A 17,958-nucleotide genomic window follows, 5' to 3' on the forward strand; every position below is an offset into this window, starting at 1 on the left:
GCAGCGCTATGTCTCGCGCTACAACATCAGCAGGCCTCATAGCTACAACGACTACCGGTCGCCGGTCGTGAAGGAAAGGTTGGCGGCGTGAACCTTAATCAGTGTCCAAGATTACTTGACCAGTTCACGCCACCACCTAACAAATAAGTAATGTTCTGGTGAACATCGCGTCAGGGTTCGTTCGTTAGTCTCGGCACTGAACTTTCAGTCGAGGAACAGGTGATGAACTTTTATAAAATCGCTCTGGGTGTATTAACGGCCGTCCTGTCTTTCGGTGCATTGGCCGAAGGCGGCGGTGATCGCACCTTTGCCCTGATGATGGAGCGCAATGAAAAGGCCATGGCCGATTACGCCGTGAGAAACGGCAAGCCGGTGCCTCAAGTGCAGGCCTATCGCTATGGGATGAAGTTGGACATTGCCAAGGTGGTCAACGTGACGCCGCCGATCCGCGCATGCAACACCGTGCCTTCGCGCATGACCTATGAAGACTCCAGCGGCAAGCTCACGACTTTGGAGTACCAAGTCATGGGCGTGTGTCGAAATAACGGCAGTTAAATGTGCTGGCGCTCAACGCGTAGGGCGATTCGCTAACCAACTGTCGAGCTGATCCATAGGACTCATGCTTAATGTCGCCTGCTGCCCGAACCTCACAACCAGCAGACCTATGACCTGTTCCTCGGCGAAGTGGTCGCAGCCTATGCCGATGAGCGGGTGTTCAGCGAAGGCCACTGGCACTTCGAAGGGCATGATGAATGACGGACTTTGCATCATGTGGCGGGAGGGCATTTCCTGACCATCGGCGAGCCCATCGATGGGCACTCGCTCTAAGCGTACTCAGCGCCCGAGCATCTTCACCCAACGCGACGGCGGCATACCGTAGGTGCTGCGAAATTGCCGGGTCATATGACTCTGGTCGGTGAAGCCGGCGATCAGCGCGGCGTCCACCAGCGACTGTCCCTGCGCGAGCAGACTGCGCACCAGGTCCAGCCGACGCATCGTCAGGTAGCGGTAGGGGCTGGTGCCGAACAGCACGCGAAAATCCCGCGACAATGCCCAGCGGTCGCGGCCGGCGTGGTCGGCGATTTCATCCAGGGTGATGCTGCGGCCCAGGGCGCTGTGGATAAACTCCCGGGCGCGTTCGGCGGCGACGTAATCGAACGCCTTGCGGCTGACGAGGGCGCCAGCGGCGTTGCTCAGCGCGTGGGCCAGGTCGAACATCGCGTCCTGTTCCTGCAACGGGTCAATCGGATGATCGAGGTTCTGCAGCAGCACTTCGCTGGCGCGGAACAGCCTGGGGTCAGTGGATAAACCACTGGGGATAAACGGCAACGGCTTGCCGCCGAGGATCTGCTGGATCAGCGACGGCTCCACGTAAATCATCCGGTACTTGAAACCTTCGTCACTGCCGGCGTGGCCGTCGTGGGTCTCATCGGGATGGAGCACCATGGTCGTGCCGGGCAGGCTGTGGATCATGTCGCCGCGATAGTGAAAACTCTGCACGCCAGACAAGGTACGCCCGATGGCGTAGGTGTCATGGCGATGCGGGTCGAAGGCAAAGCCTGCAAAGTACGCCTCGATACGGTCCAGGCCGCTGGCATGCGGGGCGCGGTGCAGCCAGTCGAAGTTGCGGGTCGGTTTGCCCATGGCGGCTTGTCACAAGGAGAGGTGGAAATACGTTAACCCAGTCTGCATCCCTTGTCTGCCGGGGTCTTGTACGATTGTGCGGGCGGTGGGCGAGGTCTATGCTCCTTGCTCGTGCCCTGCGCTGATGGAACTGCCCAATGGAATTTATCGACCCCGCCTACGTGGCTCCCCTGGTCTCGCTGGCCCTGTTGTGGACAGTGGCGGTGGTGACGCCCGGGCCCAACTTCTTCAACACGGCGCAGTTGGCTGCCAGTTGTTCGCGCCGCCATGGCGTGGTGGCTTCGGCGGGCGTGTCCACCGGCACGATCATGTGGGGGCTGGCGGGTGGCCTGGGCATCAAGTCGCTGTTTACCGCCGCCCCCATGTTGTACCTGGCGTTCAAGATCATCGGCGGCTGCTACCTGATTTACCTGGGGCTGAAACTGTTCAAACGCTCGGCGCCAGCCATGGGCCAGAGCCTGTTGCCGGAGCAAGCGCGGCGCTCGTTGTTTTCCGCCTGGCGCCTGGGGTTGCTGGGCAACCTGTCCAACCCCAAGGCCGCGTTGTTCGTCGCCACCATCTTCGCCTCCACCATGCCGCCGTCGCCGTCGCCGATGCTGCTGACCCTGGCGGTGATCACCATGGCCACCCTGTCGTTCAGCTGGTATTCCTGCGTGGCCTTGGTGTTTTCCAGTGCGCACATGGCCAACCTCTACAGCCGCTCGCGCAAATGGCTCGACCGTTTTGCTGGCGGTTGCTACGTGTTGTTCGGCGCACACCTGGTAGCGAATCGCTGACCGTCCGTGGTAAGAAGCCTTACTTTCGACAGTGAGGCCGAGTCATGAGCAAGGTGCGGGTGGGGATTATTTTTGGTGGTCGTTCGGCCGAGCACGAAGTCTCGTTGCAGTCGGCGCGCAATATTGTCGATGCACTCGACCGCACACGCTTCGAGCCAGTCCTGATCGGCATCGACAAGGCCGGCCACTGGCACCTCAACGACACCTCGAACTTCCTGATCAACCAGGAAAACCCGGCACTCATCGCCCTTAACCAATCCAACCGTGAACTGGCGGTGGTGCCCGGCAAGGCCAGCCAGCAGGTGGTGGAAACCTCCGGCAACGGCCTGCTGGCACACATCGACGTGATCTTCCCCATCGTCCACGGCACCCTCGGCGAAGACGGCTGCCTGCAAGGCCTGCTGCGCATGGCGGATTTGCCTTTCGTCGGCTCCGACGTGCTCGGCTCGGCAGTATGCATGGACAAGGACATCAGCAAACGCCTGCTGCGTGATGCCGGTATTGCCGTGACGCCGTTCATCACCCTGACCCGCAGCAACGCCGCGCGCACTTCCTTTGAAACAGCGGTGAATAAACTCGGCCTGCCAATGTTCGTCAAACCGGCCAACCAGGGTTCTTCGGTGGGTGTGAGCAAGGTGGGCAACGAGGCTGAGTACCACGCCGCGGTTGAACTGGCCCTGGGTTTTGATCAAAAGGTACTGGTGGAATCGGCCGTGCGTGGCCGCGAAATAGAATGCGCTGTGCTGGGTAACGAAAACCCGGTCGCCAGCGGCTGCGGCGAGATCGTGGTGAGCAGCGGTTTCTACTCCTACGACAGCAAATACATCGACGGGCAGGCGGCCCAGGTGGTGGTGCCGGCTGATATCAGCCATGAAGCCAGTGAGCGGATTCGCCGCTTGGCCCTCGAGGCGTTTGACGTGCTGGGTTGCGCGGGGTTGGCGCGGGTCGATGTATTCCTGACCGACGATGGCGAAGTGCTGATCAACGAAATTAACTCACTGCCCGGCTTCACTCGCATCAGCATGTACCCCAAGCTGTGGCAGGCAGCGGGCATGAGCTACAGCGAGTTGGTGAGCCGATTGATCGAGCTGGCGCTGGAGCGGCATGCGGGGCGTAAGGGGTTGAAGATCAGCCGTTGATCCTCAGGGAGTGGCCAGTAACGCCATCAGGCGTTACTGAGGACTTCCCGAAAAACGTCTGGTCTTATGGCCGCAATATGTAGCAGTGAGCGTGCTGCGCCGGAGGGGGAACGACGCCCCTGTTCCCACTCTTGAAGGGTTCTTACCGAAACCCCCAAAAGCTCGGCAAATTTGGGTTGCGACAGTCCTGTCTTGCTTCTTGCTTCGGCAGCTTGAGTGATTTCGATCTGCTGCACGGCGCCGTAGCGTCCTGCTTTAACATCCTGAATAGCGCTCAGTAATTCTTCGCCGATATTGCGTTTGGCGTCACGTTCCTTCAGTTGTTTATCAGTGAGTGGCATGGTTCATCTCCTTCGCAATTTTGTACAGGATGTGCGCTGGAATATTCTCCGTAGCGCCCTTGCCGTAAATCAGTAGGGCTACTATTGCTCCGCAAGCCAATTGAGTGGTGTAGATGACTCGCACTGCCCCCCTTTTGCCCTGACCCTCCAAGCACCAGCGTACTTTTCGGCAACCGCCCGAGCCAGGAATAACATTCCCGGCATCGGGATGGCTGGCAAGAAACGCCATGAAAATACCCTTTTCATCTTCGCTCCAATAGTCAGGCCATAGTTTGCTGAACAATGGAGATTCTATGATCGTTAACACGAGAAATTCTACGTCTTTGACGTAGCCCCTGGCAAGAAAGTGCGGGCCAGAAAATCGCAGGTGAAAAGGCGCCGCTCAAGAGGGGGTTTATCGCAAAAAATGACATGGCATTTTGCGATCTGAAGACATGTAGAGGATTTGAGAAAGAGTGTTGTAGGCCTTCTCGTGTCAGTCTGTACGAGCAATCCACGAATAAATCAACGTCTTCGCTTCCTCCGGCTGATGCGTCCTTCTGCGGTAGCTGGCAAACGTCGGCGACGTGCAGTAAGTGCACACCTCGCTCACGTCGATCTGCTCACGCTTGACGCCCGCCGCTTGCAGCAGCAACAACCCATACCCGCTCAAGTCAAACCACGCACTGCCTGCTTGCCGTGCATGGGGCGGGGCCATCTGCGGGGATTGCAGCGGTGCCGGTTGCACGAAGCTCCACGGTGCCTGGGCGTGTTGCCACAGGTGCCCTTGGTCACTCTGGAAGTCGGCGATAAAGCCTTCGCTCACTTCATAACAGCACGGCTTGATCGATGGGCCGATAGCCACTTGCAGCTGGTCGGCTGCAATCCCTTCGGCGGCAAAGCGCTGCATGACGTTGGCGATAATCCCGCGTTGCAGCCCCTTCCAGCCGCCATGGGCTGCGGCCACCCGTTCGCCCGTTTTCGACGCGAACAGAATGGGCAGGCAATCTGCGGTGATCACCGCGATCGGGTGAGCGTGGTGCGTCAACACACCATCGGCCTCGATCGTATTGGCCACCTGGCCCGCCTGCCATTCAATCACCGAGGCGCTGTGCACTTGCTTGCAGATGAATACTTCATCCGGGCGCAGCGGGTCGTCGATCGAACAGAAACCGTGGTCGATGCCAGGGATGGCAGCGAGATTTTCAGCCTGGTGCAAGGGATTCCCTCCGTTCACTAAAGTCAGTCGCCGAGCGCTTCGCCTTCGCGCCGAGGGTCCGCGCCGCCGCTCAGCGACACCTTACCCTGGTCATCCCGCTTGAGCACGATGGCCTGGACGCCGCTGGTCATGTCGATCTCGCTCAGCTCATGGCCCTTGTCCTTCAACACCTGCTTCAGGCCTGGGCTGAACAAGCCCGCCTCCAGCTCGGTAGCCCCATTGCGGCTGCCGAAATTGGGCAGGCCGATGGCCGCTTGCGGGTCTAGCTTCCAGTCGAGCATCGCCACCAGGGATTTGCTCACGTACTCGATGATTTGCGAGCCGCCCGGCGAACCGACCGCGGCCAGCAACTCACCGCTCTCGCGGTCGAACACCAGGGTCGGCGCCATCGCCGAGCGCGGGCGTTTGCCGGGTTGCACACGGTTGGCTACCGGCTGGCCGTTTTCTTCGGGGATGAATGAGAAGTCGGTCATCTGGTTATTGAGCAAGAAGCCCTGGACCATCACATGGGCGCCAAACGCGGCTTCCACCGTGGTGGTCATCGACACGGCACCGCCCAGGTCATCTACGGCGACGACTTGTGAGGTGGAGATTCGCAGCGGCGAACGGTCCGGTGCGTACGCGACTTGAATACCGGCCGGTCGGCCTGGCTTGGCGATGCCCATGCTGCGCTCGCCGATCAGCGTGGCACGCTGTGCCAGGTAGTTCGGGGCCACGAGGCCGGCGACCGGCACCGGTGTGAAGTCCGCATCGGCCACGTACAGCGCGCGGTCGGCAAAGGCCAGGCGACCGGCCTCGGCGAGCAGGTGCACGGCCTCGGGCGTGGGCTCAAGCCCGGCAGGCGAGGCGCTTTTTATCGGTGTCATCGGCGCGATGGCCAGGTGCGGGTCGCGGGCTTCCAGGGCCTGCAATGTGCCGAGCATCTGCGCGACCGCAATCCCGCCTGAGGACGGCGGCGGCATGCCACAGACTCTCCAGCGCTTGTAATCGGTGCACAGCGGCGCGCGTTCCTTGGCGACGTAGCCCTTGAGGTCCGCTTGAGTCAGGCTGCCCGCATTGTGGTTGCCCTGCACCTTGCGCGCAATTTCATCGGCAATCGGCCCGTGGTACAGGGCGTCTGGCCCTTCCTTTGCGATGCGCTTGAACACAGCGGCCAGCGCCGGGTTTTTCAGCAGCGTACCGGTGGCTTTCGGCGTGCCATCGGCATTCAGGAAGTAGGCCGCCATCTCCGGCGATTGCGGGATAAAGCGGTCTGCGGCGATCAAACTGTGCAAGCGCGGTGAAATCGCGAAGCCCTGTTCCGACAAGCGAATCGCGGGCTCAAACAGCTTGGCCCATTGCAGGTGGCCGGTCTTCTTATGGGCCATTTCCAGGGCCCGCAGCACCCCAGGCGTGCCCACCGAGCGCCCGCCGATCTGCGCGTCGGTGAAGGCCATCGGCGTGCCGTCGGTGTTCAGGAACAACCGCTCGGTCGCCCCCGCCGGCGCCGTTTCGCGGCCGTCATAGGCGTGCACGTTTTTCCCATCCCACAACATGATGAACGCACCACCGCCAATGCCGGAAGATTGTGGTTCCACCAGGGTCAACACCGCCTGCATCGCAATGGCAGCGTCAATTGCCGACCCGCCCTGGCGCAACATCTCGCGTCCGGCCTCGGCCGCCAGCGGGTTGGCGGCGGCGGCCATATGGCGCTCGGCATGGCGGGTGCTGAGGTCGGTGCGATAGCCCGAGCCCAACTCCGGTGCCGGTGGCTGTTCGTTGACCGGCGTGTGGCAGGCAGCCAGGCTCAGGGCTGCCGCCATGAGCGACAGTTGGCGGAGGGAAATCGAAAACACGTGCTGAACTCCGTTCATTTTGCGAATGATCTGTTGTCCTGGGGGCGCTGCGGTTTACAGGTAAATCGTGCCTTGCATGTACAACACTGCCTTGCCGGAAATAATCACGCGGTCGCCCTGCAGCTCGCAGTGCAACTGGCCCTTGCGCTGGCCCCCCTGTTCGGCCGTCAAGTGCGATTTGCCCAGGCGCTCGGCCCAGAACGGTGCCAGCGAGGTATGCGCCGAACCGGTGACCGGGTCTTCATCGACCCCCACATTCGGCCCGAACCAGCGCGAAATGAAATCAAACCGGGTGCTCTTGGCGGTGACTGCAATCCCGCGCTTGGGCAGGCCCTTGAGCCGCGCAAAGTCAGGTGTCAGCGCTGCGACCTGGGCTTCGTCGTCCACCAGCACGATGTAGTCATCGGTGCCGAACACGTCGGCGCTCTCGATCCCCAGGGCACTCAACATTCCAGCGGGCGGTTCGCAACGCTGTGGTTGCCGGGCGGGAAAGTCCATCGCCAGCTCATCCCCCTTGCGCGTCACCCGAAGCTCGCCGCTGCGGGTGGCAAAGCGCAGCACCTGGGGTGCGTCTGCCAGCGCGTGAATCAACACCCACGCCGTCGCCAGCGTGGCATGGCCGCACAGGTCGACTTCGACTTGCGGGGTAAACCAGCGCAACTCATAGAACCCATCGCGGGGCACGAAGTAGGCGGTTTCGGAGAGGTTGTTTTCGGCGGCGATATGCTGCAGTTGCTCATCAGGCAGCCACTCGGTGAGCGGGCACACCGCGGCAGGGTTGCCGCCGAAGGCATGTTGGCTGAAGGCGTCGACTTGATAGATGTCCAGTTTCACCGTGAAGCACTCCGTGTATGGGGAAGGCTGGACACTAACAGTGGCAAGGGAGGGCGTCAAAAACGGCCTACCTCGTGATAGGCCGTGTGGCTCAGGCAGTCAGAAGTCCCAGCGCGTGGTCAGCATGAAGTGACGCGGTGCGCCGTAGATGGCGGAGTTGTAGAAGCCCACGTTGGTGTAATAGGGCTTATCGAACACGTTATTGAGGTTCAGCGTGGTCGACAGGTTTTTCGTGAATTGGTAGCGCGTCATCAAGTCCACCACCCAGTAGGCCTCCTGGGAAAATTTCTCGGTCGTATTCCTGGGGCTGTTGTAGATGTCCTGCCACACCGTGTTCTGCCAGCGCAGGCCACCGCCGACGCTGACTTTGTCCAGCTCGCCCTTGAGCTTGTAGATCGTGAACATGCTCACCTGATCCTCGGGCTCAAAGGTCGAGACTTTTTTGCCGGCATCGTCGCGCACCACTTTGTGGGTGTAGCCACCCTGCAACTGCCAGCCGGGGGCGATTTCGCCGGACAGTTCCAGTTCATAGCCTTTGGTTGTCGCATCGGTGCCCTTGAAGGCAAAGTTGGGCGGTGTCGGCGTCTGGTTGTTGTACGCATCGTCGGGCAGGGAGCGGTTGCTTTCCTTCACCTCGAAGTACGCCAGGCTGGCGTTAAGGCGCCCATCGAGGAACTCACCCTTGAGGCCCACTTCATAGTTCTCGCCTTCGTCCGGGTCAATCAGCTTGCGGTTACGGTCGAGGTTGTAGCTTTCCTGGGGCATGAAGACATCGGTGTAGCTGACATAGGCCGACAGGTTGTCCGTGAGGTCATAGATGGCCCCGGCATAGGGAATGAAGCGTCCGGTTTCACGGTAGGTGTCGGTGCTGCCGGTCAGGGTGTAGTCGACCACGCGCCCGCCGAGCAACAGTTTCAGGTCGTCGGTGAGGTTCCAGCGGGTGGTGACGTACATGCCGGTCTGGCGAATGGTGTCGTCGGTGACTTGGGAGGCCACGCCCCAGTCGGGCTTGGCCAGGTTGCCATGCCAGTTGAAGTAGTCGACCAGGTTGGCGGTGGGGAAGGTTTCGTCCCAATAACCCTTGCCCTTCCAATGGGCGGTGCTGATGGATCCACCGACCACCAGGTCATGTTCACTGCCGAGAAAATTGAACGGGCCGCTGATATACAGATCGGCCGAGTCGCTGGTGGTTTCGCCCTTGTAGCGCTGGGCGTTGATATTTGCGGTGCCGTCCGCCGCCGGCTGGTAGAACTGGATCGCACCCATCTGGGCGTCGTAGCCGTTGAGCTTGTGGTCCAGTTGCAGTTTGGTCACCCAGCCGTCGCCGAGGTCGTGCTCTAGGTTCGCGAACACCGTGCGGGTGTATTGCTGCCAACTGCTCCAGTCAGTGGCATTGCTGAAGGAGCGCTTGGCATTGTTCAACTCGCCGGCATAGTTGAACAGCGGGAAGCTGCCGGACCAGGTGGAGCCTTTGGGTTTGCTGTCCTGATAATCGGCGCCCACGGTGAGCAAGGTGTCGGGTGACAGGTCGAATTCGAGAATGCCGTAGAACACCGAGCTTTTGTTCGAGTAGCGGTCGACCCACGATTTGTTGTCCTGATAGGCCGCCACGGCACGCCCACGCACATTGCCGGTTTCGGTCAGCGGGCCGCTGACGTCCACTTCCGTGCGGTAGTGATCCCAGGTGCCCGCCGCCGTGGTGATGTGGCCGAGAAATTCCGCCGTAGGTTTCTTGCGCACCAGGTTGATGGTGCCGCCCAGGGAGCCGGCGCCGCTGAGCAGGCCGGAGGCGCCCTTGAGCACTTCGACCCGGTCATAGATCGCCATGTCGCTCAGGGTGTTGCCCGCCGAATAGGCCACGTTGCGCACGGCCGAGGGGATACCGTCGTACTGGAAATTGTTGATCGAAAAACCACGCGAGTAGTAATTGCTGCGGTCGGTGTCGTAGGCCGACACGGTAATGCCAGGGGTATGGCGCATCACGTCGTCGACACTGTCGAGGGCAAAGTCATCCATGTGCTGGCGCGTGACGATGCTGATGGACTGCGGCGTTTCGCGCGGGGTCAGCACCAGGCGCGTGGCCGTGGCGATGGTGCCCGGGGTGTAGGAGCCGGTGCCTTCGGTGACGGTGCCCAACTGGTTGCTGATGACGGTGGTGGTGCCCAGTTGCAAGGCCGCGCCGGGTTGTTCGGTGCGGGTCAGCATGACTGCGTCAGGGCCGTTGCGCTCGAAGCTCAGGGGCGTGCCTTTGAGCAATCGGGTCAGCGCCTCCAGGGCGGTCATGCGGCCGCTGACGCCAGGCGATTCGACGCCTTGGGCCAGGTCAGCCGCATAGGCAATTTGCAGCCCGCTCTGCACACTCAATTGATCCAAGGCATTGACCAACGACTGACGCGCGATGGCAAAGCTGCGGGTATCTGCTGCTTCACGAATGGCCGGTTTGCCCGCCGGTTCCACGGCAACCGCAGTGCTGCACGCCAGGCAGATGGCGAGCGCAAGAATGCTGCGGGCGTGGGTCGGATTGAGTGCTGGGAAGTGCATGTGAGCCCCGTTAGAAATAGGAATGATTTGCAAAGGCAAAGTTCTTGACGGGTTGAAGCTTCGAAAGCCGTAAAACTTTTTTCGACGGTGTCAGGTGGGCTGTGTCAGCGAATTACCAGGATGCCGCCAGGCAGGCGCTGGACCCGGGTTGAAGTGACTTTACCCAACGCCTGCACGATCGCCTGGGGATCATCCAACTGGTAATTGCCGCTGACCCGCTCCCCGGCGGCGGTATCGTTCAATAACAGGATCGGTGCGGGGTAATAGCGGCGGATTTCTGCCAACACCTGCGCCAGCGGCGCGTTCTGGAAAGACAGCCGTCCGTTGATCCAGGCCATCTGTCGTTCACCACCGTCCAGGGACAGCGGTTGCAGATGCCCACCCAGCAACTGTTGCCAGTTGCCCGCCTGCAACAGGCTCTGTTCGCCCTTGCGGTTGGCGAAGCGTACCTGGCCTTGGCGCACGGCGACGGTGACGCCCGCGTCGCGCTGGCTGACGCTGAATTGCGTGCCGACTACGGTGACGCGGGCCTCGGTGGTTTCGATGCTAAGGGGGCGGTCTGAGTCATGGGCGGCTTCGACATAGAGTTCGCCGCGCAGCAGCTTGATGCGGCGATGGGCACCGTCGAAAGCGATGCTGATGGCGCTGTGGCTGCCCAGCACGATGTGCGAGCCGTCCTCCAAGTCAAAGCGTTCCAACTGCGCAACGTCGGTCATGTGGTCAGCCTGCAGGCGCATCGGCACATCGGTCATCCAGCCGATGCCCAGCGTGATCAACACGGCAGCGGCGGCAGCCACGAAGCGTGTCTTGCGGTGCGTGGCGGCTTGCGGGGCAGGGGGCAATTCCAGGTCGCCGGCGAGGTTTTTCAAGGCTTGCTCGAAGGCACGGCTTTCCCACATCGCGGTCAGTTCCGCATACGCCGTGGCGTGCCGGGGATCCGCATCGCGCCACCGCTCAAAGCGCTGGCGGGTGATGGGGTTGCGCACCGTCTCATCGCGCTGGGCGAACCAGTCGGTCGCCTGCTTACGTATGGCATCGGGGATATCGGCACGATCAATCATGGTCGGTCGTTTGCTTGACGCAGGCAGTGAGGGCTTGGCGCAGATCTTTTTCCACCGTGCTCAACGACACCTGCAGGCGTTGAGCGATCTCGCTTTGGGACAGGTCATGCAGTCGATGCAATACCAGGATTTGTTGCTGGCGTTTGGGCAAGGTAGCGAGCACCTGTTGAAACTGCAGCAGTTGCTGTTGGCCCTGGGCCTGGCTCTCCGGTCCGGGTGCCGTGGTGGGCACCTCGACAACCAGGCTTTCGGCCAAATGGCACTCATAGCGCCTTTTGCTGCGCACACTGCGCAGATGATCAAAGGCCAGGTACTGCGCGGTTTGATAAAGAAACGGCTTCAGGTGTTCGATAGGGCGGGCGTACAGCGCTTTCGCCACCTTCAGGTAGGTTTCCTGGGCCAGGTCCTCCGCCTGGCTCGAACAGCCGACGACGCGCGACAGCATACGGATTAACGCACTGCGCTGCCCGATAAAAACGGCGCTGAGTTTTTCCTGATCCCCTGGCGTCCCTGTCTCCATGGCCCCGATACCCTGATGCGGCATTGCGCGAATAGCAGGCATACTAATGAGAAGTGGTCTCATTTGATAGGGTGGCGGGGGATTTGTTTGGAGAGCAGTCCTGCCGGGCATGTCATGGGCTCGATCGGCGCGTCAGCCCAGTCGCAACACCATCGCCCCGCCGGCAATGATGCACGCGGCCATGATCCGGCGGCGGGTCAGCTGTTCTTTGAGCACCAGTGCCGAGATCACCACGCCAAACAGAATCGACGTTTCCCTGAGCGCCGAAACCGTGGCGATCGGTGCCGCCGTCATTGCCCAAAGCGCCAGGCCGTAGGACACGACGGTGCCGAAGCCGCCGATAACGCCAGGACGCCAGTGGCGCGCCAGATAGCGCCAGAACTCCCGCCGCCTGACGGCACATGCCCATAGGGCAAGCGCGATGCCGGTGAGCAGGAATATCCACAGCGTATAGGCCGCAGGCGCGCCGGATTTGCGCACACCCACACCGTCGATAAGGGTGTAGCCGGCAATGACTGCCGCGTTGACCAGCGCCAGGAGCAGCCCTTTTCGCTGACCGATGCCGGGGGTTGCAGCCATGCTCAAAATGCCGATGCAGATGATGGCAATGCCAAGCCAGGCGAAGGAGGACAAGGATTCGGACAACAGCCCTACGCTCGCTGTCGCCACCAGCAACGGCGCGGTGCCGCGCATGATCGGGTAGGTCTGGCTCATGTCGGCAATGCGGTAAGTCGAGGCGACCAGCACGAAATACACCACCTGCAAAATCACCGACGCGCCGATGAAGGGCCAACTTTCCTTGGATGGCAGTTCCAGAAACGGAATGACCGCCGATGCGATCAGTGATGCGATCGACGCGATCATGCAGGTGGTCAGCAGCTTGTTGTCACCGCCCTTGACCACGGCATTCCAAGTGGCGTGCAACGCAGCGCCCAGCATGATGATTGCGAACACATCAAGGCTCATGAAGGGACGTCCTATTGGCTAAGTTCTGTATCCAGGAGGGGCGCTGCGAGTATGCCCCAGGCACTTTCTTCAAGGCATAAAAAAACGGTCTACCTTTCGGTAAGCCGTTATCAGTACTGGGTTACGCGTCAATTGAGGGCAAATGCTGTTCGATTACGCCTGGCTACCCCATGCCCGGATATGTTTTAACGCCAGGCGTTCTTCTTCGTCTTCGCTGATGCGAACTCCTTTAAGAGCGTAATCGGCTTGATTTTTCCAGTGAGTGACCGTCGAGTCGGTGGCGCGAAGATGAGACAGTGCACCGGTGCATGCCGACAGCGGTGCGCGGCAGCTCGGTGCTCAATGTCTGCTCGATCGATTGTTGGCTCGGGGGTAGACAAACATGTTGTCTTCCTACTCAGAACACCTGCAACAGTCGAACGTTGATGCGGGCGCTTTCCTTGAAGCCATTTTCCACCTCAAGGTCGCGCCCAAGCGCTACCAGCAGTTGCGTCTTCGGGCGGATGAAGTAACTGCCACCCACGCTGATTTTTCGTTGCCGGGCTTCGTCGTTGCTGTCAACGCCATTGACCCGGGTCTCACCGCCCCAGGTCTGCGACAGGCCGACGAAAGCGTTGGCTCCGGGCGTGAACTGGTAACGCAAATATCCCTGCCCCTGGTAGAGCTGTTTCTGCTTGAGTGTGTCGCCGGCAGCGCCATAGTTGTCGTTCTTGCCGTGGAACATGACGTCGCCGGTCAAATCGACATACCAATTGTCGGTCAGCCCTTTGACGAAACCTACCTGTAAATCAAACTTCCAGCGGTTTTCACCCAGATTGAGCGGGCGGTCGTGGCTATAGCTACCCGTTGGAAGGTACAGATAGGGCGCTATGGCTAGATAGGTGCGAGACGCTGAGTCGTTGATCAACCAGACTGGTGCGGCCAGGATAACGTCACCTACCCCGCTGGTCTTGCCCAATGCACTCGTGTCGCGCCCGGCATCCAGCCGGCCAAACGGTACCAGGATCTGGGGGCCTACCGTCAGCCCGCCAATCGTGGTGTAGTGCACCAGCCTCCCGATACCGACATCCGAGACCAGCCGAGGATCCCGCGCCGTCTGCCGTCCCTGAGCATAGAGTTTGTCGCGCTTGGCATGCTGCAGGTACAGCAACCCCGCTGTCGTACCCTCCGGCGCCGGGACGAAATCACCGATGTCCACATCGATGGCCCGCGCGGTCATCGGTACCATCGTGACCATCGGTAGACAGGCCAAGGCCAACACCTTGTTCATGCAGCTCAGGGGCGAGTGGGTACCGGCCTTTGACACGTGGCCGGTCCTGCGGGCGACGCTGGAGAATGCTTGGGTCATTACGGAAGTCCTCTCTCGAGTAGTCATCTGTCATTGATCGGTCGGCGAAATGCGGCGACACAGGACAACGCGGCAGTGCGCATGACAAAGATAGGGGGGGAGCGCCCCAAGTCGCTTTGTTGGGGCGGTCATTCGTTGTGCTGGGAAGGACAGCTGCTCGGCGCTTACGCCTCGTGGCACGGGGGCCGCTTCAACTGCGTGCCTCTGCGCAGGCCATGGCGTCGTAGGCCGGCGAGCGCAGCAACGCATGGAGTTGCCGGCGGCGGACCCCCATGTTGCCGCCGTCGTACAGGGGAAAACACAGCGCGTCCTGCATCAGGCCGGCCAACGGGTAGAGGTCGGTGTAGGCATCGACACCGACAACGCGCATGGCATCGTAGACAGCCTGAACGCACAGTTCCGAACAGTGCACCTTGGTGATGATGGCCAGTTCGCGGCTGCGTCCCTGGGTGATATCGAGTTGGTGACAGGCTTTCCAGGTCAGGTAGCGCGCGGCCTCGATGCGCATCTTGATGTCGGCCAGCATGAAGCCAACGTTCTGGTGCTCAATCACAGGCACCGTGCCGGAGCGCTTGTCGGTGCGGGCAAACTTCAAGGCGACGTCGAAGGCCGCGCGCATCACACCTACGCAGGCCGCGCCGATAAGAGCCGCAGTCCAGGAGAAGGCATCTTCCACCATGGCAATGCCATCGCCCGGCTTGCCGACAATATTGGCCGCCGGCACGCGCACATTGTTGAAATGGATGCGCGGCGAGATCGTCGCGCGATGGCCGACGGTATCGAGAAAGCCCGCGATCTCGATGCCCTGAGCGCTGCCGGGCACCATGATGACTGCCAGCGATTGCTGTGGCGGCAGGGCCGCATCGGTGCGGCATATGACGCTGTACAGGTGCGCGCCCTTGCCGTCCCAACCGGTACCGTTGGTGGTGTAGTGCTTTGCGCCGTTGATGACCCATTCGTCGCCTTCGAGGCGGGCGAATGTCTGTACGCCGGCGGAGGGGTCAGGGCTGTCGTAGTTCGCGCCTCCGGTGACCTCAGTGAAGGCCAGGGCGGCCAGGCGCGAGCCATCTTCGACGAAGTCCGGCAGGAAGCGGCGTTTCTGCTCCTCGGTGCCGTGGTGCAGCACCGCGTGCAAACCCAGGCCGGTGCCCAGTAAGGCCGAAGGCAAGTTGACGTCGGCGGCGGCGAGTTCTTCGGCAGCCAAGGCAAAATCCAGCGTGGTCAGGGCGCTGCCGCCGAACGAGGCTGGCAGCAACGCCTTGATGAAGCCGGCGTCGACCATTGCATCGTAGAACGGCCGCGTGGCGTAGAACCGGTCTTCCGGTCGCGCGATTGGGGCGATGGTGGAGGCGACCTTGCTGAGGACTTCGGCGGCGAAGGTTCGCGCGCTTGCCTGTAAAGCCTTCTGTGATTCGGTGAGCTGGAAATCGATAGCCATGGGAAGCGACCTTTCTTGCGGTGGGTTAGGTAACGGACAACCCATCGTAGGCAGCCGGACTGCCTCGGTCTCGCTGGAGCGTGCAACCCCAGTTGACGATTTGCGCAAGGGCGCAGGGCTTTCCCGACTGAGGTTGTGCCTTCTGCAGAAAGAGCCTGTAGCGGGTGAATGCCCCCTTGGTTCTGGCGCGGACTTTGCGTCTTTCTGCCGCAGGTCACATGGGGTCAGTCCTGCGCCTGATTATCCGGCGAAAAACTGCACCGACATGACACATTCGCATTCCCGCCGTGCACAGCGCAGGAACAAACGAAAATGCCGTGCCAGGGCGCCTGCAGCCCATCAACCGGCGACTTGCCTTTGCGTGCAAGACCAGTTGACGATCTGTGCAACAGGAGGAACACATGACACGTCTGAGCGGCCTGCCATACCGTGACATTGGCTCAGAAATTAGTCGCTGGCTTGCGCTCGTGATGATTGTCTTTTGCGCCACTGAGGGGGGACCGCAGGATGCAAATCTGGACTACCGAATCGTGCGTGGAGCGCGAAAGATTCAGCTACTGGCGTGAGGTCCTCTGCGAAGCCTTCGTCTCGCTCAATCCCATCCTCAAGCAAGAGCATGCAGGATCGGACTTCACGGGCGAGGTGAGCTCCCGGCCCCTCTCCATGAGCGCGCAGACCCGCGTGTTTTCCCGTGCGCAGTTCGTCCAACGACGCTGGGATGAAATCCGCCGCAACCCGGTCGAGTTCTGTTTCGCGAACTTCCAGTTGGAAGGGTCATGCGTGGTGCGTCAGGATGGGCAGGAGACACTGGTGTTGCCCGGTGACTTCTCCGTCGTGGACTCCACGCGTCCCTACTTTCTCGATTTCAGGGAAGATTGGCGAGTGCTGTCATTCCGTATACCCAGGGAGCAACTGGTGTCCAGGCTCGCGGCACCGCGCCAGGCGACAGCGCGCTGCGTCAGTGGACAAGCGGGACTTGGATTGGTCGCGGCTCGCTTCGCCCGTTCGCTTGAACAGATGGACGCCAGCGTCGGCATACAGGCGCAGCATGGGCTCAGCGCCGCGCTCAATGGCGTCATCGCCATCGCGTTGGGCGCCACGCTGGAGGCGCAGGAGCAGGACCGGGTACCGGTGCGGACAGCCTTCCGCCAGGCGGTCGAAACTTATATAGCCGATCATTTATCTGAACCCGGGCTCGGGCCGGACCTGCTTGCGGCGCGATTCAAAGTCTCGCGCCGGACACTCTATGGCCTGTTCGAGGAAGAGCAATTTTCCGTCAGTGGCCTGATTCGGGAGCTGCGCTTGCGGCACAGCGCTCGCGATCTCTGCAGTTCCGGCCATCCTGGCGTACTCGCCGTAGCGCTGCGCTGGGGCTTTAACGATGCTTCGCATTTCTCCCGGTTGTTCAAGCAGCGGTTCGGGATCTCCCCACGCGGACTCGCAGCCAGCGTAGAAGGTGAAGCCAAACCAGGAACGGACAGTTGTGGATCGGTCCAGAATCTTCTTTGATGCCCCGAGCATTGCGGTCTTCGAATGCCCGGGGAAAGTCTGACCTGGACTGGCGTCTGTCGACTCAGGCGGCCTGGTACAGACGACGCTCGACCAGCCTGCTATTGCGCAGGTGATGCGTCGCCTTCGCTCCGGCCAGCACGGCCAGGTCCAACAGCGGTTCGAGGATGACGACGGTCATGTAGGCACTGCCGAAGGTCAGGACTGACAGTGCGTTCTCTGCCGTGAAGCCCTTCCCGTAGAAGGCCCAGAAGGCAACCCAGGCGACGATGCCTGACTGGAAGGCCGTCGACAGGCCCAGTGCCTGGCGATAGCTCAGATCAACATAGGGCGTGTTTGGCGCGATGATACGCCGCGCCAGGGCAGCAACTGCTAACAGCGGTACCAAAAGGGTGGTGACGTTCATGCCGTACTGCGGCAGGTCGAATGGGGCGAAGAACAGACCCTGGATTAACAGCCCCAAAGCGAGACCTACTGCTGCAGGTGCTGCACCGAACAACAGGAACAGCGTCGAGCCGAGTATGAGATGCACCTCCGAGACGCCAACCGGATGATGGGGTAGCAGTTCAAAGAAGCCAAACACCAGCGCCGTGGCGGCGGCGGCGCGAACTACCAGCGAGACGGCACCTCGTTCACCAATGGCGTCCGCAACGAGTTTGACGGTGTAGGTGCCGACGCTTGCGGCGGTAACATAGCTCAGCCAGAGTTTTCCGGCTTCCACGAGGCCAGGTTCGATATGCATGACGATGACTCCTTGGCCGCCTCTGCGGCTTGCTAGGTAAAAAAGGACAACAAAAAACTGCTCTGC

16 protein-coding genes and 1 pseudogene are annotated in these 17,958 nt (G+C 61.0%); 5 read left to right on the forward strand and 12 right to left on the reverse strand.

Translation table 11 applies throughout. The annotated features are described in order from the left end of the window. Positions 1–222: 222 nt before the first annotated feature. Both HCF10_RS00005 and HCF10_RS00010 read left to right on the forward strand, forming a co-directional pair. The gene (locus HCF10_RS00005; RefSeq protein ID WP_167654682.1) at positions 223–555 is read left to right on the forward strand and encodes a DUF2790 domain-containing protein; all 333 of its coding nucleotides are present in this window, start codon (positions 223–225) and stop codon (positions 553–555) included. Between the two features lie 72 nt (positions 556–627). After that, a pseudogene (locus HCF10_RS00010) lies at positions 628–828 on the forward strand (flavin reductase); the annotation flags it as partial. Positions 829–834: 6 nt separating this feature from the next. On the opposite strand, the gene HCF10_RS00015 reads toward HCF10_RS00010, so the two are convergent. Beyond that, complete coding sequence (locus HCF10_RS00015) at positions 835–1,644, reverse strand: AraC family transcriptional regulator (RefSeq protein ID WP_131700442.1); 810 nt, start codon at positions 1,642–1,644, stop codon at positions 835–837. A 137-nt stretch (positions 1,645–1,781) separates the two neighbouring features. Here HCF10_RS00015 and HCF10_RS00020 point away from each other — a divergent pair, with 137 nt between their 5' ends. After that, positions 1,782–2,420, forward strand: coding sequence for a LysE family transporter (locus HCF10_RS00020; protein ID WP_167654683.1), 639 nt, complete (start codon positions 1,782–1,784; stop codon positions 2,418–2,420). Between the two features lie 44 nt (positions 2,421–2,464). Beyond that, positions 2,465–3,559 (forward strand): D-alanine--D-alanine ligase, encoded by a 1,095-nt coding sequence (ddlA, locus tag HCF10_RS00025; protein ID WP_167654684.1) that lies wholly within the window; start codon positions 2,465–2,467, stop codon positions 3,557–3,559. A gap of 26 nt (positions 3,560–3,585) precedes the next feature. On the opposite strand, the gene HCF10_RS00030 is transcribed toward ddlA, so the two are convergent. The 10 genes from HCF10_RS00030 to HCF10_RS00080 form a co-directional block, all read right to left on the reverse strand. After that, complete coding sequence (locus tag HCF10_RS00030) at positions 3,586–3,900, reverse strand: helix-turn-helix domain-containing protein (protein ID WP_090409699.1); 315 nt, start codon at positions 3,898–3,900, stop codon at positions 3,586–3,588. A gap of 475 nt (positions 3,901–4,375) precedes the next feature. Beyond that, a complete protein-coding gene (pgeF, locus tag HCF10_RS00040; protein WP_167654685.1) occupies positions 4,376–5,098 on the reverse strand; it encodes a peptidoglycan editing factor PgeF in 723 nt (240 codons plus the stop codon). A 23-nt stretch (positions 5,099–5,121) separates the two neighbouring features. Then, on the reverse strand, positions 5,122–6,951 hold the full coding sequence (gene ggt / locus HCF10_RS00045; protein ID WP_167654686.1) for a gamma-glutamyltransferase: 1,830 nt from the start codon (positions 6,949–6,951) through the stop codon (positions 5,122–5,124). Between the two features lie 36 nt (positions 6,952–6,987). Beyond that, on the reverse strand, positions 6,988–7,767 hold the full coding sequence (locus tag HCF10_RS00050; protein ID WP_167654687.1) for a PhzF family phenazine biosynthesis isomerase: 780 nt from the start codon (positions 7,765–7,767) through the stop codon (positions 6,988–6,990). A gap of 99 nt (positions 7,768–7,866) precedes the next feature. Further along, positions 7,867–10,308: a TonB-dependent siderophore receptor gene (locus HCF10_RS00055; RefSeq protein WP_167654688.1), complete on the reverse strand. Its 2,442-nt coding sequence runs from the start codon at positions 10,306–10,308 to the stop codon at positions 7,867–7,869. Between the two features lie 104 nt (positions 10,309–10,412). After that, complete coding sequence (locus HCF10_RS00060) at positions 10,413–11,369, reverse strand: FecR family protein (protein WP_167654689.1); 957 nt, start codon at positions 11,367–11,369, stop codon at positions 10,413–10,415. Then, complete coding sequence (locus HCF10_RS00065; protein WP_065948510.1) at positions 11,362–11,889, reverse strand: RNA polymerase sigma factor; 528 nt, start codon at positions 11,887–11,889, stop codon at positions 11,362–11,364. Before HCF10_RS00065 ends, HCF10_RS00060 begins: the two co-directional genes overlap by 8 nt. A 132-nt stretch (positions 11,890–12,021) precedes the next feature. After that, a complete protein-coding gene (locus HCF10_RS00070; protein WP_131700432.1) occupies positions 12,022–12,855 on the reverse strand; it encodes an EamA family transporter in 834 nt (277 codons plus the stop codon). Between the two features lie 397 nt (positions 12,856–13,252). Next, positions 13,253–14,203, reverse strand: a complete 951-nt coding sequence (locus HCF10_RS00075) for a transporter (RefSeq protein WP_131700431.1) — start codon at positions 14,201–14,203, stop codon at positions 13,253–13,255. 190 nt (positions 14,204–14,393) lie between these two features. Continuing rightward, entirely contained in the window at positions 14,394–15,641 is a 1,248-nt protein-coding gene (locus HCF10_RS00080; protein ID WP_167654690.1) for an acyl-CoA dehydrogenase family protein, read from the reverse strand. Positions 15,642–16,148: 507 nt separating this feature from the next. Between HCF10_RS00080 and HCF10_RS00085 the strand changes: the two genes are divergently transcribed. Continuing rightward, positions 16,149–17,150: a helix-turn-helix domain-containing protein gene (locus tag HCF10_RS00085; RefSeq protein WP_167654691.1), complete on the forward strand. Its 1,002-nt coding sequence runs from the start codon at positions 16,149–16,151 to the stop codon at positions 17,148–17,150. 64 nt (positions 17,151–17,214) lie between these two features. Here HCF10_RS00085 and HCF10_RS00090 read toward each other — a convergent pair whose 3' ends face one another. Continuing rightward, a complete protein-coding gene (locus tag HCF10_RS00090) occupies positions 17,215–17,892 on the reverse strand; it encodes an energy-coupling factor ABC transporter permease (RefSeq protein ID WP_131700428.1) in 678 nt (225 codons plus the stop codon). Between the last annotated feature and the right edge of the window lie 66 nt (positions 17,893–17,958).

Origin of the sequence: Pseudomonas sp. B14(2022) (assembly GCF_012030485.1) — a bacterium.
Classification (GTDB): domain Bacteria; phylum Pseudomonadota; class Gammaproteobacteria; order Pseudomonadales; family Pseudomonadaceae; genus Aquipseudomonas.